The organism is Deefgea sp. CFH1-16 (genome assembly GCF_016881365.1).
Lineage (GTDB): Bacteria > Pseudomonadota > Gammaproteobacteria > Burkholderiales > Chitinibacteraceae > Deefgea.
Genome location: NZ_WLYT01000001.1, coordinates 407725 through 432186 on the forward strand (window position 1 = coordinate 407725; position 24462 = coordinate 432186).

The window sequence follows — 24462 nt, forward strand, 5'->3', positions numbered from 1 at the left end:
AACCGCAAAGCATTTTGCGGTTTTTTTATGCTGTCTATTTATTCTTTCGGTTCATCGGGTAAGGTGGTAACGGTTGCTGGCGGCAAACGCTGCGGATAAAAAATCCAGCTACGTGCAAGCTCATAAAAAATCGTCAACAACACTGGACCAATAAATACACCCAGCATCCCAAACGCCAAAGCGCCGCCAAGCACACCAAAGAAAATCAAAATAAACGGCAGTGAACTACCTTTACCAATCAACAATGGTTTAATCACATTATCGGCCGAGCCCACCACAAATAGCATCCAGACCACCATAAAAATCGACCAGCCCACTTCGCCTTGATAATACAACCATGCCGCAGCTGGCAAACCAATCAACGACGGACCAAATGGCATTAACGCTAAAATAAAGCTCGCAAAACCCAGTGATGCGGCATTCGGTACGCCCGATATCAAAAAGGCCAACCATGCCAACACCGCTTGCACCACGGCCGTTCCCATAAAGCCGTAGACCACGCCCTTAGTCGAAGCCAAAGAAATACCCAATAATTCAATACTGCGCTCTCCAGCGAGTCGCTCAACAAAGCCGCGAATCCACGCCAATAAATCTTCGCCACCCATGTAAATAAAAAATGAAATAAATAAACTCATCACCAACAGCATCATGCCACTGCCAACCTCTTTGGCCAGCAACAATAATAGCTGTGAAGCAGGTGCGATATAACTGCGAAAGGAGGTTATCGTTTCGGCGTCTTTGGCGCCAAGTTTGTTCCAAAATTGATCAATATAACTACCCGCTACCGGCAAAGAAACCAACCACTGGGGTAATGCTGGCCAGCCCTCACCAAATGCTGCATGCAGCTGAATACTCCAAGTTGAAGCAACACTTGAAAAATCACTCGCAGCCAAAACAATCGGTAATAAAATAAAACCGCACAAAGCAGCAATCATCGTTACCGCTGCCAATGCACGCCGACCACGTAGGCACTTTACCAAAAAAAGGTAAGGTCGCCACGTGCTAATCACCAAAATACCGGCCCACAAAATAGCGGCCAAAAATGGGCGAACAATCGAAAAAATCGTCAATGACAAACAAACATATCACTGCCAATGCAACCAAGGGCTCAACAAAATCAGCCGTTTTGTTTTTCATAGCATGTAAGCTCAACAAGTAAATTGAGCTAAGCATAATCTAAAAAGCCGTCATCTGTCGTGATCGGCAATAAAAAAACGACCCATCATAAGATGGATCGTTTTTTAAAAGACACTCAATTGAAATTATCGCCCTTGATTAGCCGTCACCCGCGCACGATAAATTAACAAGCCCATCATATTGCTAATATCTCTTTTTACTTGCAAAGAATCCACTCGACCAAAACGATCACTCAATGCTTCATGCACTTCGCAGGCCAAATGAAATAATAATGGTTTTTTCGCGCATTGGCGCACTCACCAAATAATGATTAATTTCATTCACAATTTGATCGGCTAATTCATCGGGATAAATTGCTTTCGAATTTAAAATACAATCGAGTAAGCGCACACCAATCACACCCAGCGAAAGCAATTGAATTGTCATTGCAAACCTCTTTGATCCAAGCATTTGCTTCACTTTAGTGAGCATGCTCTGGTAATGTCGGCCAATCCGTCAAACGGTACTCGGACTAGGGGTATTCCAATAGCGACAAGGCATGTAATTTATTTTACATTTCAATGATGCAATGCACCATTCGGAGAAATCAATTTATGTGCGGAATTGTTGGCGCAGTATCAAATCGAAATGTTGTTCCAATGTTATTGGCTGGTCTTGCCCGACTTGAATATCGCGGTTATGACTCTAGTGGCATCGCACTCAATGGCGAGCAGCAATTAGAGCGCATTCGCGTAGCAGGCCGAGTGGCCGATTTAGCAGACCGTTGCCTGCATGCATCGGGGCAAAGTGGCATTGCCCACACTCGCTGGGCAACGCATGGCATTCCATCAGAAGCCAATGCCCATCCGCATTTAGGCGGCGACTCCGTCATGCTGGTGCACAATGGCATTATTGAAAACCACGCCGAACTCAAACTTGAGCTAGAAGCCGCTGGTTATGTATTTAGCTCAGAAACCGATACTGAAGCGATTGCACATTTAATCCATTTTAATTTGCAACGCAGTCATCATCTGCAAACCGCAGTGCAAGAAAGTATTCTTCGTTTACGCGGTGCATTCGCCATTGGTGTTGCCAGCTTAGCCGAACCCAATGTGTTAATTTGCGCACGACAAGGTAGCCCCTTGGTCTTAGGGCTGGGTTTTGAAGAGCAATTTTTTGCTTCAGACATCGCCGCCCTATTACCACTCACCCAACGCATGATTTACCTCGAAGAAGGTGATTTAGCGGTACTCAACACCAGCGGCATACAAATTTTTGATCGACACGGCCAACGAGTTGAACGCCCTGCGCGCACCTTGGATGTGGTCACCGATTCAGCCGACTTAGGGCCTTACCGCCACTACATGCAAAAAGAAATTTTTGCCCAACCCGTTGCCCTTGCCGACACGCTCGCTGCCGCGCTCAAACACGGATTTTCCTCTGCGCTATTTGGCAGCAATGCGCATGACATATTCAGCAAAACCACCGCGATCCGCATCGTCGCTTGTGGCTCAAGCTATCACGCTGGCCTGGTTGCTCGATACTGGATTGAGGAATACACCGGCTTACCCGTCAGCGTCGATATCGCCAGTGAATACCGCTATCGCAGCGGCAAAGAGCAAGACGGCACCTTAATCGTGGCGATCTCTCAATCGGGAGAAACCGCCGATTTACTCGCCGCACTTCGCTCAGCCAAAGAGCGCGGCCAAGTTCATATTTTGGCCTTATGCAATGTCGCTCATTCCACGCTCACTCGCGAAGCTGACCTGATCGCGCTCACTCATGCCGGTATTGAAATTGGCGTTGCTTCTACCAAAGCATTCACCACCCAATTGGCCGCGCTATTTACTTTGGCTGGCTCACTAGCTCACTGCCGGCAAACTTTAGACCCTGCAGCATTAGCGGAACTGGCCAATTGCCTGCCCCGCTTGCCTGCGATGTTTACAGATATATTCCCGCTAGAAACCGCGCTAGAAGAATGGGCGCACGAACTGAGCCACTATAACCATGCGCTCTTTTTAGGTCGCCATACGCTGTTTCCAATTGCACTAGAAGGCGCACTCAAGCTCAAAGAAATTGCCTATATCCACGCCGAAGGCTACGCGGCTGGCGAACTCAAACACGGGCCACTGGCTTTGGTTGACGAAGACATGCCAGTTATTGTCTGCGCCGCCAATGATGCGCTATTTGATAAATTACTATCTAACCTGCGCGAAGTACAAGCACGCGGCGGCAAGATTTTTCTAATCGCTGAGCCCGGTTGCGAAGCCGCCTTTGACTACTGCCATCGCACAATTACTCTGCCGAGTAAAATCGGCCCACTGGCCCCCATTGTTTTTACACTGCCACTACAATTTTTAGCCTACCACACCGCCTGCCGCAAAGGCACCGACGTCGATAAGCCAAGAAACTTAGCCAAAAGCGTCACAGTCGAGTAACTTTAAATTGGAAAAATTACTTTTTGTTAAGGAATAAAATATTTTGACACAGCACAATATATAGTGACACTAAATAATATAATTTGACACGCAAGCCCATCGCACTATACTTTCAAGAGAACTATAATTTTCTGGAGTATGGTATGCGTGGGCGTCGCTTTAAAACTCAAGCCGATATAGACAGGTATATAAAGCAAGGCTATGGGCAAGGCGAAGGCATTGACTATAAGCCATGGCTGCGCGTTCGAGACGTTCCCTCCAAGGGGCGTTCTCACATCGTTCCTGGCAGTAAAATTGATCGGGCATACCACTTTCTATCTGATATTGAATTTTATTATTTCTTGTCCTTGGAGTTTTCAGAGCAAATTCTTGATATACGTGAACAATATCCAATCCTAGAAATAGAACAAACGAAGGCAATTGCTACAAGTTTGGGCATCAAATATCCAAATTACCCGGGTACAAATGTCCCATTCATTTTTAGTACTGATTTTTTAGTAACCTATCAGGGGGATGATGGATTGCCACACTTGGCAGCCCGTTCCGTGAAAGACGAAACAGCTCTGGAACCATCTGAGAGTTTGGAATGGACGCTATTAAAGCTTGAAATTGAACGTATCTATTGGAAAAGCAAAGGAATCAGCTGGCTATTAGTGACGAACAAAACCATAAACCCAATCATTAGCCATAATCTTACCTGGCTACGTTCAGGAATTCGCTTGGACCGACAACTGCACGACAAAAAACTTCATCAATTATTTATTGAGACTTTTGCTCACCTGAATGGCTCTGACCGCAAACTACAGTCGATGATCAAATCCACTTCAACTGCAATTCATCTTAACTATAAAGATGGAGTCCTCCTTTTCAAACACTTAGTCTGGAATAAAGCAATTCGTTTGAATTTTAGTGAAACTTGCCTTGATCTAGCAATGAAAGCTCCAAAATTCGAATTATTCGCCACTTCGATTTGCCCAGATCAAGGGGTATCCTGATATGTTGCCCCAGTTAACAATAAATGACGTACTTGAATCCGTAACTGGTGAAGCTCCATTCGACAAACTATCGCGTATTCTTTGGGTAGATGGAGAATCAGGAGACATAACACTTCTGTCCATTGAAATACCCCCCAAGCAACCATGGGTTATGAATTTTCAAGAACTTACCGCGATGCTACAAGTAGGCACATTACAAAAAACGACGGTACGTACCCCGGCATTCATGCTTGAACTTGAAGAAGAACTACCAGAGCATGCCAAGACAATGCGTAATAAAAACTGGGAGCGTATACAGCCCTTAGTTGAAACGGCATTCCCCGGAGAATTTTTTCTTGCCACGAATGCGCGGCTTAATGGTTTCAATGCACGCCTCAAAAACAGGCCTGCCAAGAAAAACACTCTATCGTTTACTTTATCGATTTTGGCTTTATGGCAGCGTACGCAATGCATTACTGCCAGATAGAACCAAAAGCGGCAATCCTGGCGTATCGAGAACTTTTGCACCAGGCAAAACGCCAGGTCGTCCTGCAAAATACTTAGGTGAAACCGTGCAGGTTAAAAAAGGCATATTAACCGACCAAGATAAAGAATACATCCGAATTGGTTATGCGTTATATGCAAAAAACAAAGTAAAGTATATCTCCGATGCATATCAGAAAACATTAAAGCGCTATTATCGCGCAGAACACCCGAGTCCAAATGAAAAAGAAGATTATGTAGTATTAAAGCCATTGGCCGAACTACCTTCTAAAAAAACAATTTATCTATTGGGGTAAAAAATCTTTTTCTGACATGGCAGTTTTGCGGGGCCGCAAAGGAGAAAAGCGTTGGCAAAAAGATCATAGAGAACTTTCTGGGCGGGCTACAGATGGGGTGCATGGTCCCTGTCATCGTTTCGAAATTGATGCCACGATTGCCGATATCTATTTAGTTAGTCGATATCGAAAAGATTGGATCATTGGTCGTCCAATCGTTTATGTTGTAGCCGATGTTTTTTCAGGCATGATTACCGGTGTATTTATCGGCTTAGAGGGGCCAAGCTGGGATGGCGCTCGACACGCACTATTCAATACATTTACCAGCAAGGTTGCCTTTTGTAGCGCACATAATATCGAAATTTCAGAAGATGATTGGCCCTGCCACCACCTTCCACAAGAAATTATGGCTGACCGTGCAGAAATGCTAAGTGAGTCAGCAAAAGTCTCTCTTGTGGATAGCCTGAAAATAGACCTTGCTGTCGCTTCTCCGTACCGCCCTGATTGGAAAAGTATCGTCGAAAGTCGCTTTAAACTTTTGAATGATATTTCTCAGATACACTGGACTCCTGGAGGTGTTCGCGCTCGTGAACAAGAGCGAGGAGATCGAGACTATCGATTAGATGCAACGCTCAACTTAGAAGAATTTACCCAAATAATCATCGTCAGCATCCTGCACTACAATCGGCACAATCGACAACCCTCACGGCTAAACGCCGAAATGATAAATGATGGAATTGAACCAACACCACTCAACATCTGGAACTGGGGAATAGATCAAGGCCTAGGATGCTTTAACCCCCAATCAGATGAAATTGTATACCTGCATCTGTTACCAACCGCTCAAGCCAGTATTCAGGCAGGCGGAATCAACTTCAAAGGCATGTTCTACACGTCGGAATATGCTATAGAAAATAACTGGTTCTCACGCGCACGAAATAAAGGACGAACACCTACAAAGGTATGGTATTCGCCTTGGTCGACTGAATTTATTTGGATACAAGACAAAAATCGCACCTTTCACGCATGTTCATTACGTTCGTCAGAAGATCGTTATCGTGGCATGCGATTAGAAGAGGTTATAGATATGCTGGAAATAATCAGTAAGCCATCACCAAAAATTCATCATGAGCAATTAAACGGTCTAGTACAGCTTGATGAATTCATTGAATCTACAATTAATAAGTCCAAAAATAATCAATCAGCTAGCGGGGAATCTGCCGCAAAGCGTATCGAAGGCATTCGTACATATCGTCAAGTCGAGCGACTTGTAGAACAAACGCGATTGAATGTGCGTTTTGGGACTAAATCCAAGGAAAAACCGGCAGAACAACCTATTACAAAAGAACCGCTAACAATCCCAAGCGTAGCAACCACCTACGCAGGTGAGCGCAGCACACAAGTGATAGATCTCCTTGGTAGCCTTCATCAAAAAGGACGAAATTCGTGACCAAAAATACATTTGTGCAAGCACAATATTTTGAACAAGCCGTACTTGAATATCAGGGCAACCCCCTGATCGAGGCGCTTCCACCAATTTTATCGGAAGAAAATGCCGCAGTTGCAATGTCAAATTTTCCCGAAGAGCCAAGTGATGAAGAAAGGCAAAAACCCAAAGAAATCAGATTACACAGCATTGATCGACTCAATCGATTGGTTCAGCCTCTGCCAATTTATCTTGAACTAGAAAGTGTAGTTTCGACGGTCATCCGAAGTGGGTATGTGGGGCGCAATCCAATGAGCACCCAAACTTGGCGTCATTTATATGGGCTCTCGGCTGAACGCGGCATTGCAACAGAGTTTGTTTCAACGGCATCTTCATTTAGTTTGGTAGGACTCAGCGGAATTGGCAAGAGCACAATGCTAAGCTCAATCCTCAAACTCTACCCACAAACTATACGTCATCAGAAATATCGCGATACCGAATTCATACACACTCAGATAACCTATTTAAAATTAGATTGTCCTCATGATGGTTCTTTATCAGGGTTATGCCGCGCTTTTTTTCGGGCCGTGGATAAAGCATTGGGTCAAGATCGTTACACTCCACAGCTAAAGTCAAAGGCCAGCGTACCTGAACTTATTCAAAAGATGGAGCAAGTGGCCAGCACATATTTTATTGGCGCGCTTTTCATTGATGAACTCCAGCATTTAAACTCAGCCAAAACTGGCGGCAAAGAAAATATGCTAAATTTCTTTGTAAATATGATAAATAGCATTGGGATTCCTGTTGCCTTTATCGGAACTAACTCGATGGTTAATCTCTTTTCTAATGTAATGCGTAATGCTCGAAGAGCTTCTGGGCTTGGTCAGTATGAATTTGAACAGCCTAAAGAAGATGATCCAATCTGGAATCTTTTATTAGATGCAATCTGGCGTTATCAATGGGTTAAACAACCGCAGACGTTAGATACTGATTTGCGTAAAAAGCTTTATGAGTTAACTCAGGGTGTAACAGATTTTTTGGCAAAATTAATGATACTGAGCCAACGATACGCCATACAAACAGGCAAGGAAACGCTAACAACTGATTTACTCAGCTATATCGCTGACACAAAAATGGCTTTATTAAAGCCAGCAATATCGGCTTTACGAAGTGGCAACCCTAGACAAATGAAAAAATTTGAAGATTTGTTGCCTACCGATGAGCAGCTTAAGGCAATGATGGAGCCTACTGATGAAGAAATTACGCTAGCTCGGTTAGCTGTTTTATCCAAGGTTCAACCAACAACATTGCCACAAAAATCAAGCGCTAAAACGGAGGCTAAAACGCAAGAATTAGCATCGCAACAACCTCCGGTTCAAACTACTCCAGAGGCAATTCAACTCGCTCAACAGTCTGACCCCATGGAAGCAATGCAAAAAGCGGGTTGGCTTCTGCAAGATCCATTCGAATTTTCATCAACCTATCGACAATCATAGGGTGATGGGCAATGCAGTCACTCGATTTCAGGCTGCCAATTTTTCCTGATGAGACGCTTTATAGCCTCATCGTGCGCTATCATTATTTATTGGGAAGCCAGCGGTGGCAAGACACCATTGAGCTGCTGTGCAATACGCCTGCAACATTATTACATCGCTCCTTCCCTTCGTTTTTGAATAAGCTAAATGCATCATTATTTCCTGAACCTGATATTTCATTTGTCATTGATCAGCTCACGATATTCCCATATTTTCGCCCTTTTTTGCCTGAACGAGTTGTTGAACAAGCATCAGCACATCTAGTCGCTGGCCATTCAATGGGGGGAATCAAGACACTACTCGGCTTAGTTGCTAGTCAAATTGGAGCAAATACACAACTGCGCTTTTGCCCCTCGTGCATAGATAGTGATCAGAATCAACATGGTCAAGCATACTGGCATCGTATGCATCAATTACCTGGAGTCTGGGTATGCAGCACCCATAAAAACACACTACTTGAAGTAGATATGAAATGGTTAGAAAAACAGCGACGACGGCTAGTTCTACCAGACAATCAAGAACTAATAGATCATTCATCATTACTGCCAGCAGAACTTTCCCAGCAAGAGTTGCTTGTTCATTTAGCTCAGTTGAGCACTCATATACTACATACTAATCTAGGAGTAATTCCCCTCCAATTTTGGCAACAACTTTACCTGCAACGCGCTCAAGAACTTGGGTTCACATTGCGATCTGGTCGCTTACGCCTAGCACCACTTCATACCTATTTATTAGCATCTCTAAATCAATTGCCAACCAAGCTAGAATTTAGTGCTTGTGGAATACCTAACCAAAATCTCCCAAATTGGATACTTCTGTTATTTCGCAAGCCACGAGGTGCTTATCATCCACTCAAGCATCTGATATTAGCCAGCGGGATGGGGCTTAATTATGAAATAACAGGTGTTAATAAGTTTCAATTAATTCAAGCAGTAGCTCCAGAATTACTGAAACAGCATATCGTTGATAGAGAAAGTGATGAAGTGCTTCGCCAAACACTGGCAAAGGGGGGCTCATTGTGCCAAGCAGCTAAACTAACAGGAATAAGCGTAACAACACTTCGACTTGATGCCGCTAGGCTCGGACTTGCTACTCAAACAAAACCCCAAAAACTGACTCCATCCATCACTGATCAGCTTAAACGCGATTTTATTGCTGGATTGTCATTGGCTGAGATCTCCACCAAAGAAGATATTTCGTTATCAACCCTATACCGTGTATTACGAATATTTCCCACCATTGCAAAACAATGGCGAGCTCAACGCAAAATACAAGAACAAAAGGAACGGCGAGAGCGCTTTCTTGCAGACACGAATCGCACTTTACGCCAAAACCAAGACTATATCTGGCTCTATCGCCATGATCGCGCGTGGCTTCAGCAACAAATCCAAGTCCATGAGCCCCCCATCTCGAAGCATAAGGAACGAGTCGATTGGGCGGCTCGCGATAAACTATTAGCTGCACGCATAACAGAATGGTTTGAAATAGAGCTACAAGCGGAAAAACGCCCAATTAGAATAACACTTTCATTAATTGGAAAATCGTTGCACGTTGCTGCATGGCTCACTTTCTACCTAGATAGACTTCCCCTTACCAACGAAGCAATCAAACCTTTACTAGAAACGCCTAAGCAGTTCTACTTCCGAAGGCTAGCATGGGCTCGCCGCGAATTAATTGCAAAGGAGCTGCCAGTCGTACAATGGCGATTATTAAAAATGGCGAGTATCCGCCCTCCATCTTTGCCAGATATTCAGCAATACATTCTGACTTTATGCCAAGCCGTTCGAGGAAATGAGGGTATCTAGAATCCCTATCAAGCCATCTGAATCGCACTGGGTTTCGCGGTGACTATTTGGTTTGAGTCAGGCCAACATGGCCCGCTCGCTTTGATTACGATAATAATTCGCTTCTGCTTCCGCCAGTGGAATGTGGCCAATCCCCCCTGCAAACGATGATGATTGAACCACGAAACCCATTCCAATGTCGCTAGTTCCATAGATTCTAGACTGCTCCAAGGCCCTAAGCGATGGATTACTTCCGTTTTGTAGAGTCCGTTAATCGTCTCCGCAAGCGCATTGTCGTAACTATCGCCGGTCGTACCCACTGATGGTTCGATAGCCGTTAGCAGTCTAAATCAAAGCATCACATCATAGAACGAGTTTGATTTTCATCACGAGGTCTAGCTTTAGTCTGGCTCCATCTATCTAGGCGGCATATACTACGACCATGCGTAGCATTCTCTACTTCCTTTTCGTTATAAGCATTGCGTTTCAAGGCTGGGCAAATGCTCGCCCACAAGAATCGCATTGCATGATGAAAGAGATGAGTATGAGCGCTCAAATGCAGAACTGTGATAAAGCGATGCCCTCGTGTTGTGATCAACACAGCACCATACAAAAGTCACAATCGACCTGTAAACACACCGTTGATTGCCAATCTGGTCAGGTCGGTGTACTGGGTATTGTGCTTGATAAGCCGCAGTTGCTTGTTACTGCTGTATATACCCCTGCCTTGCATTCAGTTCCTATTTCCCTAGACTCTTCTAACGTCTGGCGACCGCCAGAACTCAGCTAATTCCATCAAATAAGCGCGTCTTCGACAGCTGTTTTTCAGTTTGTCGTGATGCTTTGTGCTCGCCGCTTAATTGCGGCCAGCGAATTGATTTGGAGTTAGATCATGAGACATTTCTCGTGGCACATTCTCGCGAGCCAAATGGCGCTTGCGGGTTTCATCACAAGCATGCCCATTGCCGCCTACGCCCTTACATTTGAATCCGCGCAAAACATTGCGCTACGCGATGCGCCACAGTTGCAGGTTAGTCAGGCGCAAATAACAGTTGCTCAACAATCAGCGATTCCTGCCGGTGAATTACCCGATCCCAAAATTAAACTCGGCATTGATAATTTGCCACTGACAGGCCCAGATCGATTTAATCCAGGGCCCAATGGCATGGCGATGCAAACCTTTGCGCTGATGCAAGAGTTTCCAAATAGCAACAAGCGCAATGCTCGCGTTCAAGCAGCCAATGCTCGAATTTCAGTGAGCGAAATAGAGCGCAAGATCGCCCGCCAAAATGTCGCACGAGAAACGGCTCAGGCCTGGATTTCGCAAGATAGTATTGAGCGGCAGCTGGTTTTGATTGATAGGCTTGAAGCTGAGAACACATTGTTTGCTAGCGTCATTAAAGCGCAACTTGCTTCCGGCAAAGGCAGTATCACAGATACGATTTTGCCCAAGCAGGAACTTGCTAGACTGGCAGAAGTTCGTGATGAACTCACTGCGCGTCGATTACAAGCGAGCGCCCAACTTAAACGCTGGGTAGGAAACGTGGCGAATGAAGGTGTTACAGGCAAGCCGCCAGTATTTCTAATTGATATCTCGATGGATCCCATCGCCTTGCAAGATCGATTTGCAAATCGCCCTGAACTTGTAGCTTTTTATCCCAAAAGTGATGTCCTCAACGCCGAAATTGCCGAGGCGCGCGCGGCTAAAATGCCGGACTGGGGCGTTGAAGTTAAATATCAGCGCAACCCCCAAGACTTTGACTCTGTGATGGTCGAGTTTAGTTTTGATTTGCCTATTTTCGCTGGCAAACGGCAAGACCCAATGATTGCAGCCAAGCTCGCCGAACGCACGGCGCTGGATGCCGAGCGCGAAGCATCGACCCGAGAGAGAAATGCGGAATTGATCAATGAGCTTGCCGATTTGCAGCGCGTAAAACAAGCCCATCAGCGCTATCAAGCGACTTTACTGCCTTTGGCGGAAGAAAAAATTACGCTGTCTCTCACGGCATGGAAAAGCGCTAAAGGCGCGCTTAGCGATGTGATTGCGGCCAGACGTGAGCGACTGGAGACGCAGCTCAAAGCCATTGCTGTTTCGGGGGAATTGCTACAAATCCAAGCTCGTCTGCACTTCACTTACGCCAACTGGGACACGCCCACTGGAGCTGCGCAATGAAAACCCAACACACCATCATCGCGCTGTCTATCGGCGCAGCACTACTGAGCCTCGGCATTGTCGGTGGCCGAATGAGCGTCACGCAACATCAAGCGGCCAATACATCAGCAGCAGCCCCTGAAAAAAAGGTGCTGTACTGGTTCGATCCAATGAAGCCTGATGCTCATTTTGATCAACCTGGCCAATCCCCATTTATGGATATGGCCTTGGTGCCAAAGTATGCGGGTGATGCCACTGAGTCGGCAGGAGTCAAAATTAATGCCCAAACATTGCAAAATACAGGCATGCGCCAAGCAAAAGTAGAGCGGCAAATGGTGTCGCTCAGTATGGATGCCACAGGCATACTCGCCTTCAACGAACGGGACGTGTCCATTGAGCAAGCGCGCAGCAATGGTTTTGTCGAACGAGTTTGGCCCTTAGCGCCCGGCGACATCATTGCGGCGGGTCAACCTTTGGCAGAAGTGCTGATTCCAGAATGGACCGCAGCGCAGCAGGAATATCTAGCCGTTCGAGCCAGTGGCGATGCTAATTTAATCAGTGCCGCTCGGGAACGATTGCGCCTCACGGGAATGCCAGCTGGCGCAATCTCTGAGCTTGAAAAAAACGGCAAAATCAGCGCGCGCCAGACTTTGCGCAGCACCCAAGCTGGCGTGATTCAAGAGTTATCGGTACGCAATGGCATGACCCTAACAACGGGTCAAACCCTCGCCAAAATCAATGGCATCAGTTCGGTATGGCTCGATGTCGCCGTGCCAGAAGCACAATCTGCAGCCGTGCAAATCGGCGGTAAAGCCGATGTGTTATTAGCCGCCTTTCCTGGCGTGAGCTTAAACGGCAAAGTCACCGCGATTTTACCGACTTTAAATGATGCGAGTCGTAGCCTCAAAGTACGAGTGGAACTACCTAATAAGGATGGTCGCTTACGTCCTGGCATGTCTGCCCAAGTGAAATTAGCCAGTAACTCGTCAAACTCAGCGCTTCTTGTTCCTACTGAGGCCATTATCCGTACTGGCAAACGATCTCTGGTCATGCAGCTCAATGCTGAAAATCATTTCATGCCAATTGAAGTGACTTTGGGCGCAGAAGTCGGTGATAAAACCATTGTTCTCAATGGATTGAGCGAAGGGCAGAAAGTCGTGGCGAGCGGGCAGTTCTTGATTGATTCTGAAGCGAATCTAGCGGGTATTAAAACGAAATTACTGGATGAAAAGTCGGCCACCTCTAATGCGATAGCACTTGACGAAGCCGATGCGACGATCAAAGCTATCGATGGGCAGCAAGTCACATTGGCGCACGGCCATTTCAAAGTGGTTGGCATGACGGCCATGACAATGGCTTACCCAGTTGCTCGCATTGATATTCTCAAAGGGCTTAAAGTCGGCGACAAAGTTCGTGCTGGTGTTCGGCAAAGTGATGATGGCCTCATCATTGAACAGCTCATCAAACAAGGGGTTCAGCCATGATCGCCCATTTGATTCGTTGGTCGGTTGCTAATCGATTTTTAGTGCTGTTGGGAATGGCTTTTCTAACGGCTTGGGGCATTTGGGCAGTCAAAACCACGCCCATTGATGCTTTGCCTGATTTATCCGATGTACAGGTGATTATCCGCACCAGCTATCCGGGGCAAGCGCCGCAGATTGTCGAAAACCAAGTCACTTACCCGCTCACGACGACAATGCTGTCAGTGCCTGGAGCGAAAACCGTACGTGGCTTTTCTTTCTTTGGCGATAGCTTTGTCTATGTGTTGTTTGATGATCAGACCGATTTGTATTGGGCGCGCTCGCGCGTTTTGGAATATCTGAATCAAATCCAAAGTCGCTTGCCAGCGTCGGCTAAATCATCACTTGGCCCTGATGCGACGGGCGTGGGCTGGATTTATCAATATTCACTGGTCGATAAAACCGGCAAGCATGATTTATCTCAACTGCGCTCTTTGCAGGATTGGTATCTGAAGTTTGAACTCAAAACGCTACCTAATGTCGCTGAAGTCGCCACAGTGGGTGGCATGGTCAAGCAATATCAAATCGTCATCGATCCGATCAAATTGGCGAGTTACGGGATGACTCAAGCCGAGGTCCGTGACGCCGTTGCAAAAGCCAATCAGGAAACCGGCGGCGGCGTGCTCGAAGCGGGCGAAACCGAACTCGTAGTACGTACCGACGGCTACCTCAAGTCCATCGATGACTTCAAGGCAATACCCGTTAAATTAGCCAATAATGTACCGATTTTGCTGGGCGATGTTGCGACGATCCAGCTTGGACCAGAAATGCGCCGTGGGATTAGTGAACTCGATGGCGAGGGTGAAGCAGTGGGTGGCGTTATCATTCTGCGCTCCGGTAAAAATGCGCGAGAAACCATCGCAGCGGTGCACGCAAAACTGGAGCAACTTAAACCGAGCTTGCCCGCTGGCGTTGAAATTGTCACCACCTATGACCGCAGCCATTTAATTGATAGCGCGATTGACAATTTGAGCTTCAAATTACTTGAGGAATTTCTGGTCGTCGCCTTGGTGTGCGTGATTTTTTTGGGGCATTTTCGCTCTAGCTTGGTGGCGATTGTTTCCTTACCATTGGGCGTTTTAATCGCGTTTTTGGTGATGCGTTACCAAGGCGTGAATGCCAATATTATGTCGCTGGGCGGAATCGCGATTGCCGTTGGTGCCATGGTCGATGCTGCGGTGGTGATGATCGAAAACGCGCACAAAAAAGTCGAGGCTTGGCAGCATGCTCACCCCGGCGAAGCGCTCAAGGGTGAAGCGCATTGGCAGGTGATGACTGAAGCGGCGGTGGAAGTTGGCCCAGCGCTGTTTTTTTCCTTGCTGATTATCACGCTGTCCTTCATTCCGGTGTTTACGCTGGAGGCGCAGGAAGGCAGGCTGTTTGCGCCATTAGCGTTTACCAAAACCTACGCAATGGCTGCGGCGGCAGGTTTATCGGTGACACTGATTCCGATTTTGATGGGCTATTGGATACGCGGCAAATTACCGGAAGAGAATAAGAATCCACTCAATCGTTTTTTGATTCGGATTTATCGTCCACTACTGAATGGCGTTTTGGCAAAACCCAAAACCACACTTTTAGTGGCTGTCTTGGTGTTTTTGACCGCGCTCTGGCCGATCAGCCGCTTAGGGGGCGAGTTTCTTCCGCCGTTGGATGAGGGTGATTTGCTGTATATGCCATCGGCACTGCCCGGTTTGTCGGCGCAAAAAGCCAGCGAGTTATTGCAACAAACCAACCGGATGATTAAAACCGTTCCCGAAGTGGCGCGCGTTTCGGGCAAGGCAGGCCGCGCCGAAACCGCGACCGATCCAGCTCCGCTGGAAATGTTTGAAACGACGATTCAATTCAAGCCGCGCCATCAATGGCGAGCAGGTATGACACCGAAAAAATTGATCGAAGAGCTGGATAATGCAGTGAAAGTGCCGGGCATGGCCAATATCTGGGTGCCGCCGATTCGTAACCGGATTGACATGCTGGCGACGGGGATTAAAAGCCCGATTGGCGTCAAAATTGCGGGGAGCAATCTGGACGATCTCGACAAAATCGCGCAGCAAATCGAAACCATCGCCAAAACCGTGCCCGGTGTTAGCTCTGCATTGGCTGAGCGGCTCACTGGTGGGCGCTATGTGGATGTCAAAATTGATCGCGCTGCGGCCGCGCGCTATGGCCTGAATATTAACGATGTTCAGGCTGTGGTCGCTAGCGCCATTGGCGGTGACAATATCGGTGAAACGGTCGAAGGTTTAGCGCGTTTTCCCATCAATATGCGCTATCCACGCGAATGGCGAGATACGGTGGAAAAAGTGGCTAATCTGCCGATGCTGACGCCACAAGGCGCGCAAATCACCTTGGGTATGGTCGCTAAAATCTCAGTAACTGATGGCCCGCCGATGCTGAAAAGCGAAAATGCGCGCCCGACGGGCTGGGTTTACGTCGATGTGCGTGACCGAGATTTGGCCTCGGTGGCGCATGATCTACGACGAGCCGTCACGGCGCAGGTGAAACTGGAGCCCGGTATCAGCATCAGCTATTCTGGCCAGTTTGAATTTTTAGAACGTGCGAATGAACGGCTGAAACTGGTCGTTCCCGCCACCTTACTCATCATCTTCGTGTTGCTCTACCTGACGTTCAAACGTTTTGATGAGGCTCTGTTGATTATGGCGACGCTGCCATTGGCACTGACTGGTGGCGTGTGGTTCTTGTATTTGCTGGGCTATAACCTGTCGATTGCAACCGGAGTCGGCTTCATCGCACTCGCTGGCGTGTCAGCCGAATTTGGCGTAATTATGCTGCTGTATCTAAAAAAACGCATGGCAGGCGCGTTTAGATGAGGGCGATCACAGCGATAAAGCCTTGCTCGAAGCGATTACCGAGGGTGCTGTATTGCGAGTTAGGCCTAAGGCGATGACGGTGGCTGTGATTATTGCAGGCTTGTTGCCGATTTTATTGGGTAGTGGTACAGGCAGCGAAATCATGAGCCGAATCGCAGCACCGATGGTGGGTGGAATGATCACGGCACCGCTATTGTCTCTATTTATTATCCCAGTCGCTTACCAATTGATGCGAAGAAAAAAACGAGCTTAGCTATTTATTGCTAAAGAGGATAAAAAATGGCGAGCAAGCTCGCCATTTTCACTTCTTCAAACTAACAGGCTTCAGTCGTGGCTGTGCGTCTGGTCTTTAGATTTTGATATATCGTCACGACTATTACCGCAAGCGGCAGTCATGCCGATCAATGCCGCCAAGATACTAAAATGAATTACTTGGGTCATAGTTTTCATGGTGTGAGTCCTATTTCGTAGATTGATTTTCTTCAATTGAGGCATGGGGGTTACATCATTTTCTTGATGGATTGATAGTCACCACTGGTTTTCAGTGTGATGGTCACATTCGCTTCTGAACGATTGCGCCAAAACCAACCATGTTTGCCATCGAATGCAGCTTCAAGAACACCTTCTTTGCCAGCAATTTGTTTCTCTTTACCATAGCCGTGATAGAAACCTTCAGGCGGATTAACTGGATCGCCATGGGCATCCACATTGACTAAGCCACCTTCGCTGCGCCATGAGTAAGTGACTTTGGCTCCCTTCTTCATTTCCATTTTGATTTCAGTGGCTTGACCAGGCTTGAGTGTCATAATCGTCTGATCGTTGCGGATTGCACGATTGGTTTCGCTTACTGGTTTGGCCTGTTCTGGTATTGCCGCTTGAGCAGTTGATTGCAGAGGGGAAGTGTTACTACCTTTCGCGGCATCCTGAACTGCTTCAGTCGCTAGCGTTTGCTTAATTTCGCCCATTTTTTTCAAACCAAGCGAGCTACCAACTCCAGTTGGATCAATCCCGTATTCGGCAGGCAATACGACGGTAATAAGTAATAGGCTGGCCGTGATCAAAGCCAGAACGGTTGAACGAAGCAATTTTTTCGAGCTTGGCAATTCGGCGCGAGTTGGCATATCGGTGTTGTACATAATAAGAATTCCTTGATCTTTTTCGAAGGCGGTTTAAGCCGTAAAGTAGCCAGTTAATTGCATGCCGATGAGGACGAAACCCGCGCCCATCATGGCGATATTGGCGGTATAGGCATGGCGTAAAAAGCTCGCGCTACGTCGCCAGTAGTTCATCACAATCAAAATGGCAAATAAGGCAAGAAACTGGCCGATTTCGACGCCGATATTGAAGGCGATTAGATTTGGCCAAAGCCCATCTTTGGAAATTTCATATTCCAAAACTTTGGTCGCTAAACCAAAGCCGTGGAAGAAACCAAAAATAAGTGTGGCTACCTTAGGGTTGGGCTGAACGCCAAACCAACGCTGAAATGCACCGACGTTGTCGAGGGCTTTGTAAACGACCGAAAGACCAATAATGGCGTCAATTAAATAACCACTAATACTCGTACCAAAATACACGCCGAGTAGCATGGTTGTGGAATGGCCTATAGCAAATAGACTGACATAGAGGCCAATGTCTTTGAGCTTATAGAGGAAAAAAATCACCCCGAACAAGAACAAAATATGGTCGTAGCCAGTGATCATGTGTTTTGCGCCCAAATAAATGAACGACAAGAAATGAACACCGGTAATTTCCGCGATATAGCCTTTATCGCCTTCAGCAACACCATGCGCGTGTGCGCCTGCGGCCAAAAAGAATAGGCAAGCGAATACCAGCCAGAGCACAGACGAGCGCCAGCCCATCAGCCCGTTTAAACGATTCTGAAACATAGAGAACTCTCAAATGAGTGGTTAACCAGCCGTCTTTAGGACGGCGCGTGTTAAGCGACTATATCGAGGCGAGGTGGACGTTCAAGCCGATAATTGGGTGCAGGATAGTCAGTCGCGTGCTGTTGCTGCTGCCAAGCTATCTGAGGAAGGTGTACTGAGGTTTTTGTTTCTAAGAGGATCTGCGGTAGTTCGTGATCGTGATCAAAGTTCGCATGCCCATGTACATGACCCATCGCTTGCTCTGCAACCTCGCCATCATGATGGCTGTGACCATGTTCATCCGATTCAACGCTGAGCTCGGAGTGCCGTTGCTGCTCAATTTGCTGAGAGAGGATGGGGGAATGAGAGAACGACACCATGCTCGCGATAGGCAGCCACGCACACAGCAGCATGATGAGCATCACGAGCTGTTGTTTGCGAGGAATGAAAATAGCGCTGAGCATGGTTTAGGGTTGATTCAACTCAATAAATGGCGATGGCATAACACAGACCGCAGTTTACCATCGAAGTTCCTAAATAGGCTCATGGCCGTGATGCCAGATAGGCCATTTCTTTAGCCCAGTCGGTATATTTTTTATGAAAATCGACGTGTGGTTTATGCCCTACTGTTTTTTCGGCAAAAGCATTGAGCACTGGCAATTGCCGCTGTGCCAGTTGCTTCGTATCGCTGTACTTTGTCGCAGTCAAGAACGATGAGAGACTGGTGACAACCTGACCCGCCTTCTGGCTCATTGAAGCTTTAGCTAAGCTATCCACAATCATCGGTGAATACTTTAAAGTAAATTCCGCATAGCGCCGCAACAGTGGCACTTGCTCTTCTAAATCTTGCCGCTCAGTATCAAAGTCATCACGAAATACAACTCTTTTGTCTTGAAACACAATCGGCGCGACCTCTGAAGTATCGCATTCCCAGCTTTTTCGAGGGATGAGTAACTCTGCTTGATACTGCTCATCTCGATAGGGATAAAACGGCATCGTTTTACAGCGCGCTGGTTTCTCGGCATGAATCCCGCAAAGATTGTTTTCTAGCAACGCTGGGCAGGGTAACTCCGACGGAATGTAGGCTGTCGGCACAATCAAAACCGCTAACTCTTTGCGGTCAGCCAATTTAATGGTCGTGCCTAAGCTTGCCACCATGGGATAGTCTTTACTGCCCTGTCGTAGCGGCGTCCAGACAAAACAGAGTGGAAAGCGTTCCGCATTGGCAAAAGCATCTTTGATCGTTAGAGGTAATTGCCCGTAACAACACTTGCCGCAAGCAGTACATTGAAAATGCCGCGCCATTTCTTATTCCAGATCAGTCGTTGTGCCACAGCATTTCTTGGCCTTTTTGCCTGAGCCACAGGGGCAAGGATCATTTCTCCCCACTTTGCTGACTTGACGCTGCGTGATTTGCGGATTGAATTCGCCTTTCACATACAACCATTGACCGTTTTCACGACGAAAAGTTGCCAACTCAGCTTGTACCATTTCCTGTTGGTCGCGGCGGAAGCGAATTGCGAATTCAATCTCGGCGGCATCGCCAGTTTCTGTCACGCGACGAATTTCTAGACCACGCCAATCGCACTCTTCGGCTAGGCGCTCCGCCTCTGCACGATTAAAGTCATCACGAATTTCTGGCGCGTGCGTGCGCTCAACATGGTCGAGCTTGCGCTGAACAAATGCAGTGTAGCGTGAACGCATCAATGCTTCAGCAGTGGGTGCGAGCGATCCTGCGATGATCGGGGCACAACATGCTTCGAATTCTAATTTTGAATAACAGGGGCACAGAGCCATGAATAACCTCTTTGTGTGTTGTTGCCAACTTAAGGCAAATTGATCCAGCCGTGATAACCCACGTACAAACCCACCAGCATGATTAACGCACCTGAGAAATACGGGGCTTTACGCGCAAACTCACCAAAGCCGCTCCAGCGCTTAGACATGTGTTTTACGCTTAAGGCCGCGACGACACCTGACAATACCAAGGTGAGTGCTAAACCAATACTGAAGCCCATCACCAATGTCGCACCCAGTGCGATTTTTTTGAGTTGCAAGCACAGTAATAAGACCGTAATCGATGCAGGACAAGGGATTAAGCCTCCAGTTAAGCCAAATACGACAATTTGCCCTGTCGTTACATTTTGATTGGTAAAACGACGGCGAATATCGTTGGCGTGGGCTAATTCATGTGGGTCTTGATAGCCCGGCGCAGCCATATCCAGTTGCTCATAATCAGCAATCGCGTGGTGAGCATGCTCTACATATTCCACATCATAATCATGGCTATGATGGCCGTGCCCTAGACTCAAACGAGCTACAAACTCATGTGGTTCAGGGATTTCTTGCTCAGACTCTAAAAAACCATCGCGTTGTACGAAAGTGAAGGCATCAATGCTGCCATCGGCGCGTTCGGTTTGGATTTTGACTTGATTTGCCGTCCATGCATGACCGCCTTCAGCAAAAAGCTGAAACCGTGGTGGCACGCCATCTTCAAAAATTTCGAGTCGTACTACACCATGCCCAGTATCAATGTGTTTGGTTTCATCATGTCCATGATGATGGTTGTGGTCGTGTGTATGCTCAGCAGCATCTTGTTGATTGCGCCACGTACGCCAAATCATCCATGATGCAGTCGCGATAATAATCACTGCTGATGCGATTTGCAGATAAGGCTCGCTGGTTTCTGCACCCCAGCGCTAACCAAAGTACATCCCGCCTAAAGCAATAATCCATACGACCGCTGTATGTGAAATCGTTGCCGCCAAACCAAGTAAGACGGCCTGTTGCCAAGTGCCACGCACTGCGACGATAAATGCGGCCATCATGGTTTTAGAATGGCCGGGCTCTAAGCCGTGCAAGGCACCTAATAAAATGGCGCTTGGGATAAATAACCACGCATTGCCTTGCTGCAGAAAGCTTGTAAATTCAAACATGATGCAATCCTTATAAATATTTTGTAATCGCTTTGAATTCGCGAATGGCATCAACGCTTTGATCCTGAACAGCATGTTCAAGGCAATGATCAATGTGGTCATGCACCAAGGTTTTCTTGGCACTACTGACGGCACTTTCAACAGCTTGGAGCTGCTGAGCAATTTCTAAGCAGCCACGTTCGCTTTCTAGCATCGCAATAACACTATTGAGATGGCCAGCGGCTCGTTTCAATCGCTTAATGATGTCCGGGTGTGATGCGTGCGTGCTCATAGCTTTTTATCCTATCCTAGGGGATAGGATATTAACTCTTAATCAACTATCTTGTCATTGCCAATTAGAGTGTGCGTAAATGGGAAAAGTGAGAACTGAAGTTGGAGCTGAATGTATGGATCGAGAAACACACTGGGAAACCGTTTACCAAACTAAGCCAACTGATGGCGTTAGCTGGTATCGCCCTCACTTAGAAACTTCATTACGCCTAATTCAGTCTGCGAACATAGGGTTTAAGGCAGCTATTATTGATGTGGGTGGTGGCGAAGCAACTTTGGTCGATGATTTACTGGCGCAGGGGTATACGCGGCTAAGTGTACTGGATATATCGCAAGCAGCGATTGAACGAACAAAGCACAGACTAACTGAGCAAGCTACTTGCATTAATTGGCTGCTTGGTGACATCACCAAAATTCAACTACCAGCGCAGCAATATGACATTTGGCATGATCGAGCGGTGTTTCATTTTTTTAACCACAGAAACGCAGCGTTCTGCTTATGTCAGTCGGCTACGCCAAGCGCTAAAGCCCAATGGGCACTTAATTATTTCAACTTTTGGCCCGCAAGGGCCTGAAAAATGCAGCGGCTTAGACATTGTCCGCTATGACATTAACTCACTACAACAGCAGTTTGGTGATGATTTTCAGTTGCTTGAAAGCGGTAGCGAAACTCACCAGACGCCATTCGATGCCGAACAGCAGTTTGTTTATTGCCATTTGCAATTGCGTTAAGGTCAACTTCCATAGTCCTATCTGATATATGGCAGCCTTTGTTCATTGACCTCAACCCAAACTAAATAGCTACTTTACAAGCAACTGCGCCATCATGCCTTGGCCTTCATGTTCCAAAATATGGCAATGGAACATACGCAAGCCTTTATCGTGCTGCACGGTTTTGATGCGTACCGTTTCATAGGGGCGAAGGTTGATGGTGTCGTGCAGTGCGCGATATGGCGCGTTGCGGCGCTTACCATCTAGCTTTGAATCCAGAACAATAAATTGCGTACCGTGAATATGAAAAGGGTGATCCATGTGCGAGTTATTAAAAATCTCCCACACTTCGACTTCGCCCACTTTGCTGGTCAAATCGACCCGATTCATGTCAAAGCTTTTGCCGTTGACCAAAAAAGCCATACTATGCACGCCATTGTCCATGCTCATCGTTTCGCTGAACTCGACTTTTTTGAGCGCGGTTGCGCGACCGAAGTCTGCAATTTTTCGCAATTGAGCCGGAATCGTGGGCGTTGCACCGCTGGTGAAATTGAGCTGCGCCACAATACGATCGACTTCTGGGGCGACTTTACCCATTTTTTCTCTATCGTAAGCCAAAGCTTTGAGTTGAGTGCTGGCTGTTTTACCGTCGCCGACAATCACTTCAATCCTTTGCCCTGGCACTAATAGGATTTCATCCTTCAATACTGGTTTTTCAAGTAAGCCGCCATCGGTCGCCACCAGCGTGAGTTTTTGCCCCGGGATCGCCAGACGCAAATAACGTGCACTGCAGGCATTCCAAATTCGCAGGCGTTGCCGACCCGCAATCGTCACCACCGGTTCGCGCTGACCATTCACCAGCACAAACTGACCTTCACGGCCATTCATCCAGTCATTCGCCGTGTTATCGGGGATCTGCGCGTTCGCGTCGAGTTTCAAATCGGAGATGACTAAATGCTGCTCAGCAAATGCCGCGAGCGGATCGCTCTTGCTGCGAACAATAAATAGTCCCGCAAGGCCGCGATACACTTGTTCCGGCGTGTCGCCATGCGGGTGCGGGTGATACCAGTACGTTCCGGCGCTGTCTTTTGGCAGTTTGAAGCGGTAGACGCGTTCACCACCAGCAGGCACGGCATCGTGCGGATTGCCATCTTGCTCGGGCGGCACGGGCAGACCATGCCAATGAACCGTTGAAGCTTGCGCAAGCTGATTGATAAAACGAATTTCGACTTCATCGCCTTCAAACGCTTCAATCAATGGACCCGGCACTTGGCCGTTATACAGCCACATTGGTGTTTTTTTACCAGCAACCAGTTCGACCTCGTACGTTGCGGCAGTTAATGTCGCTTCAAAGCGCTGTGGCGCTGTGGCGGTATTGCTCAAGATGGCTAGCGGCGCATGTGCACGCGCTGAGATTAAGGCTGATTCGGGCAGTAGCGGCATATTGGCGACGGTCTTCATCACCTGTGGCATCGCGCCACCGCCGTGCTGACTATGATCCATCGCAGCCCAGCTCGTACTCAGCCAGCTCATCGCCCCCATACCCGCTGAGGCGGTTAAAAATTGTCGTCTATTCATTACGCGCTCCTAGAATTTTGCTCAATCATCAACATGTGATTACTTCACATACAGTGAAGCATCGCTTTAAAATTGACTGACTAAAATGCAGCACACACCTCAACAAATATGGGTATTACCATGTAGCAATCTATTATTAATGCCTAGATGGCAATACCCATTGATGTTTTATTTCAAAGCAAAACGAAATTGCTCAGCGGCTTTGTCCTGCAAGGTCACTTTTAACACCGCTTTCGTTCCTGCAACGGCTTTGTATTGGCCTTGCGCCATAAATGAATTGTCGCCCGATGGGGCGAGCTTCACTGCTTGTTTCTCAGTGCCATTGAGCAAAGTTAATTCTGCAATAGCGCCCTTAGTAGCAATCACTTCGCCGTGATGACTGGTGAGATACACCATCAACATATTGCCTTGTGTGCTGAGTTCGGCACGCGTTCCCGTCGTTGCTTCAGCCATCACGCCACCGTGCGCTGCTTTCATTTCGCCATCAGCAAAAGCCAAGTTGGAAACTAAGGCGAAGCCTAGTGCGATTAAAATCTTTTTCATGATA

General features: G+C 47.3%; 25 protein-coding genes and 1 pseudogene. 11 read left to right on the forward strand and 15 right to left on the reverse strand.

Features of this window, described 5'->3' with window-relative positions:
• Positions 1-38: 38 nt before the first annotated feature.
• The 3 genes from GKO28_RS02170 to GKO28_RS02175 all read right to left on the reverse strand — a co-directional run bounded on the left by GKO28_RS02170 (position 39) and on the right by GKO28_RS02175 (position 1563).
• Complete coding sequence (locus tag GKO28_RS02170; RefSeq protein WP_182075201.1) at positions 39-1076, reverse strand: AI-2E family transporter; 1038 nt, start codon at positions 1074-1076, stop codon at positions 39-41.
• Between the two features lie 186 nt (positions 1077-1262).
• On the reverse strand, positions 1263-1385 hold the full coding sequence (locus GKO28_RS20910; protein ID WP_282099201.1) for a hypothetical protein: 123 nt from the start codon (positions 1383-1385) through the stop codon (positions 1263-1265).
• On the reverse strand, positions 1378-1563 hold the full coding sequence (locus GKO28_RS02175) for a hypothetical protein (RefSeq protein WP_182075202.1): 186 nt from the start codon (positions 1561-1563) through the stop codon (positions 1378-1380). Before GKO28_RS02175 ends, GKO28_RS20910 begins: the two co-directional genes overlap by 8 nt.
• A 167-nt stretch (positions 1564-1730) precedes the next feature.
• Here GKO28_RS02175 and glmS point away from each other — a divergent pair, with 167 nt between their 5' ends.
• From glmS to GKO28_RS02205, 6 genes are all read left to right on the forward strand, one after another.
• Positions 1731-3554: a glutamine--fructose-6-phosphate transaminase (isomerizing) gene (gene glmS / locus GKO28_RS02180; protein WP_182075203.1), complete on the forward strand. Its 1824-nt coding sequence runs from the start codon at positions 1731-1733 to the stop codon at positions 3552-3554.
• A 143-nt stretch (positions 3555-3697) separates the two neighbouring features.
• Positions 3698-4549, forward strand: a complete 852-nt coding sequence (locus tag GKO28_RS02185) for a TnsA endonuclease N-terminal domain-containing protein (protein WP_182075204.1) — start codon at positions 3698-3700, stop codon at positions 4547-4549.
• A 356-nt stretch (positions 4550-4905) separates the two neighbouring features.
• Positions 4906-5328, forward strand: coding sequence for a hypothetical protein (locus tag GKO28_RS02190; RefSeq protein ID WP_203563841.1), 423 nt, complete (start codon positions 4906-4908; stop codon positions 5326-5328).
• 16 nt (positions 5329-5344) lie between these two features.
• On the forward strand, positions 5345-6757 hold the full coding sequence (locus GKO28_RS02195; RefSeq protein ID WP_203563842.1) for a DDE-type integrase/transposase/recombinase: 1413 nt from the start codon (positions 5345-5347) through the stop codon (positions 6755-6757).
• Positions 6754-8229, forward strand: coding sequence for an ATP-binding protein (locus tag GKO28_RS02200; protein WP_203563843.1), 1476 nt, complete (start codon positions 6754-6756; stop codon positions 8227-8229). The genes GKO28_RS02195 and GKO28_RS02200 overlap by 4 nt, the downstream gene beginning before the upstream one ends.
• A gap of 11 nt (positions 8230-8240) precedes the next feature.
• Positions 8241-10073: a TnsD family Tn7-like transposition protein gene (locus GKO28_RS02205; RefSeq protein WP_182075205.1), complete on the forward strand. Its 1833-nt coding sequence runs from the start codon at positions 8241-8243 to the stop codon at positions 10071-10073.
• 57 nt (positions 10074-10130) lie between these two features.
• Here the strand turns inward: GKO28_RS02205 and GKO28_RS02210 are convergent.
• Positions 10131-10384: pseudogene (locus GKO28_RS02210) on the reverse strand (integrase core domain-containing protein); the annotation flags it as partial.
• 560 nt (positions 10385-10944) lie between these two features.
• Here GKO28_RS02210 and GKO28_RS02215 point away from each other — a divergent pair.
• The 4 genes from GKO28_RS02215 to GKO28_RS20915 are packed head-to-tail and all read left to right on the forward strand — an operon-like array spanning position 10945 to position 16808.
• The gene (locus tag GKO28_RS02215) at positions 10945-12225 is read left to right on the forward strand and encodes a TolC family protein (RefSeq protein WP_182075206.1); all 1281 of its coding nucleotides are present in this window, start codon (positions 10945-10947) and stop codon (positions 12223-12225) included.
• Positions 12222-13688: an efflux RND transporter periplasmic adaptor subunit gene (locus tag GKO28_RS02220; protein WP_182075207.1), complete on the forward strand. Its 1467-nt coding sequence runs from the start codon at positions 12222-12224 to the stop codon at positions 13686-13688. The genes GKO28_RS02215 and GKO28_RS02220 overlap by 4 nt, the downstream gene beginning before the upstream one ends.
• Positions 13685-16555, forward strand: a complete 2871-nt coding sequence (locus GKO28_RS02225; RefSeq protein ID WP_282099202.1) for an efflux RND transporter permease subunit — start codon at positions 13685-13687, stop codon at positions 16553-16555. The genes GKO28_RS02220 and GKO28_RS02225 overlap by 4 nt, the downstream gene beginning before the upstream one ends.
• 22 nt (positions 16556-16577) lie before the next feature.
• Positions 16578-16808: an efflux RND transporter permease subunit gene (locus tag GKO28_RS20915; RefSeq protein WP_282099203.1), complete on the forward strand. Its 231-nt coding sequence runs from the start codon at positions 16578-16580 to the stop codon at positions 16806-16808.
• 71 nt (positions 16809-16879) lie between these two features.
• Here GKO28_RS20915 and GKO28_RS20920 read toward each other — a convergent pair whose 3' ends face one another.
• The 9 genes from GKO28_RS20920 to GKO28_RS02260 all read right to left on the reverse strand — a co-directional run bounded on the left by GKO28_RS20920 (position 16880) and on the right by GKO28_RS02260 (position 21627).
• Positions 16880-17005: a hypothetical protein gene (locus GKO28_RS20920; RefSeq protein WP_282099204.1), complete on the reverse strand. Its 126-nt coding sequence runs from the start codon at positions 17003-17005 to the stop codon at positions 16880-16882.
• A gap of 50 nt (positions 17006-17055) precedes the next feature.
• The gene (locus GKO28_RS02230; RefSeq protein WP_182075208.1) at positions 17056-17691 is read right to left on the reverse strand and encodes a transmembrane anchor protein; all 636 of its coding nucleotides are present in this window, start codon (positions 17689-17691) and stop codon (positions 17056-17058) included.
• Between the two features lie 33 nt (positions 17692-17724).
• Positions 17725-18441: a HupE/UreJ family protein gene (locus GKO28_RS02235; protein WP_182075209.1), complete on the reverse strand. Its 717-nt coding sequence runs from the start codon at positions 18439-18441 to the stop codon at positions 17725-17727.
• A gap of 50 nt (positions 18442-18491) precedes the next feature.
• Positions 18492-18884: a hypothetical protein gene (locus tag GKO28_RS02240; protein WP_182075210.1), complete on the reverse strand. Its 393-nt coding sequence runs from the start codon at positions 18882-18884 to the stop codon at positions 18492-18494.
• 79 nt (positions 18885-18963) lie between these two features.
• Positions 18964-19725: a YkgJ family cysteine cluster protein gene (locus GKO28_RS02245; RefSeq protein ID WP_182075211.1), complete on the reverse strand. Its 762-nt coding sequence runs from the start codon at positions 19723-19725 to the stop codon at positions 18964-18966.
• A gap of 3 nt (positions 19726-19728) precedes the next feature.
• A complete protein-coding gene (locus GKO28_RS02250) occupies positions 19729-20217 on the reverse strand; it encodes a YchJ family protein (protein ID WP_182075212.1) in 489 nt (162 codons plus the stop codon).
• 29 nt (positions 20218-20246) lie between these two features.
• Positions 20247-21044 carry a nickel/cobalt efflux transporter gene (locus GKO28_RS02255; RefSeq protein ID WP_282099205.1) on the reverse strand — a complete coding sequence of 266 codons (798 nt, stop codon included), beginning with the start codon at positions 21042-21044 and terminating at the stop codon, positions 20247-20249.
• A gap of 75 nt (positions 21045-21119) precedes the next feature.
• Positions 21120-21356: a hypothetical protein gene (locus GKO28_RS20925; protein ID WP_282099206.1), complete on the reverse strand. Its 237-nt coding sequence runs from the start codon at positions 21354-21356 to the stop codon at positions 21120-21122.
• A 10-nt stretch (positions 21357-21366) separates the two neighbouring features.
• Entirely contained in the window at positions 21367-21627 is a 261-nt protein-coding gene (locus tag GKO28_RS02260) for a metal-sensing transcriptional repressor (protein WP_182075213.1), read from the reverse strand.
• A 115-nt stretch (positions 21628-21742) separates the two neighbouring features.
• On the opposite strand from GKO28_RS02260, the gene GKO28_RS22585 reads away from it, so the two are divergent.
• Positions 21743-22201, forward strand: coding sequence for a class I SAM-dependent methyltransferase (locus GKO28_RS22585; RefSeq protein ID WP_203563845.1), 459 nt, complete (start codon positions 21743-21745; stop codon positions 22199-22201).
• Between the two features lie 226 nt (positions 22202-22427).
• Here GKO28_RS22585 and GKO28_RS02270 read toward each other — a convergent pair whose 3' ends face one another.
• Together GKO28_RS02270 and GKO28_RS02275 are read right to left on the reverse strand one after the other, a co-directional pair.
• Entirely contained in the window at positions 22428-23915 is a 1488-nt protein-coding gene (locus GKO28_RS02270; protein ID WP_182075214.1) for a multicopper oxidase family protein, read from the reverse strand.
• A gap of 168 nt (positions 23916-24083) precedes the next feature.
• Entirely contained in the window at positions 24084-24458 is a 375-nt protein-coding gene (locus GKO28_RS02275; RefSeq protein ID WP_182075215.1) for a hypothetical protein, read from the reverse strand.
• Positions 24459-24462 lie beyond the last annotated feature (4 nt).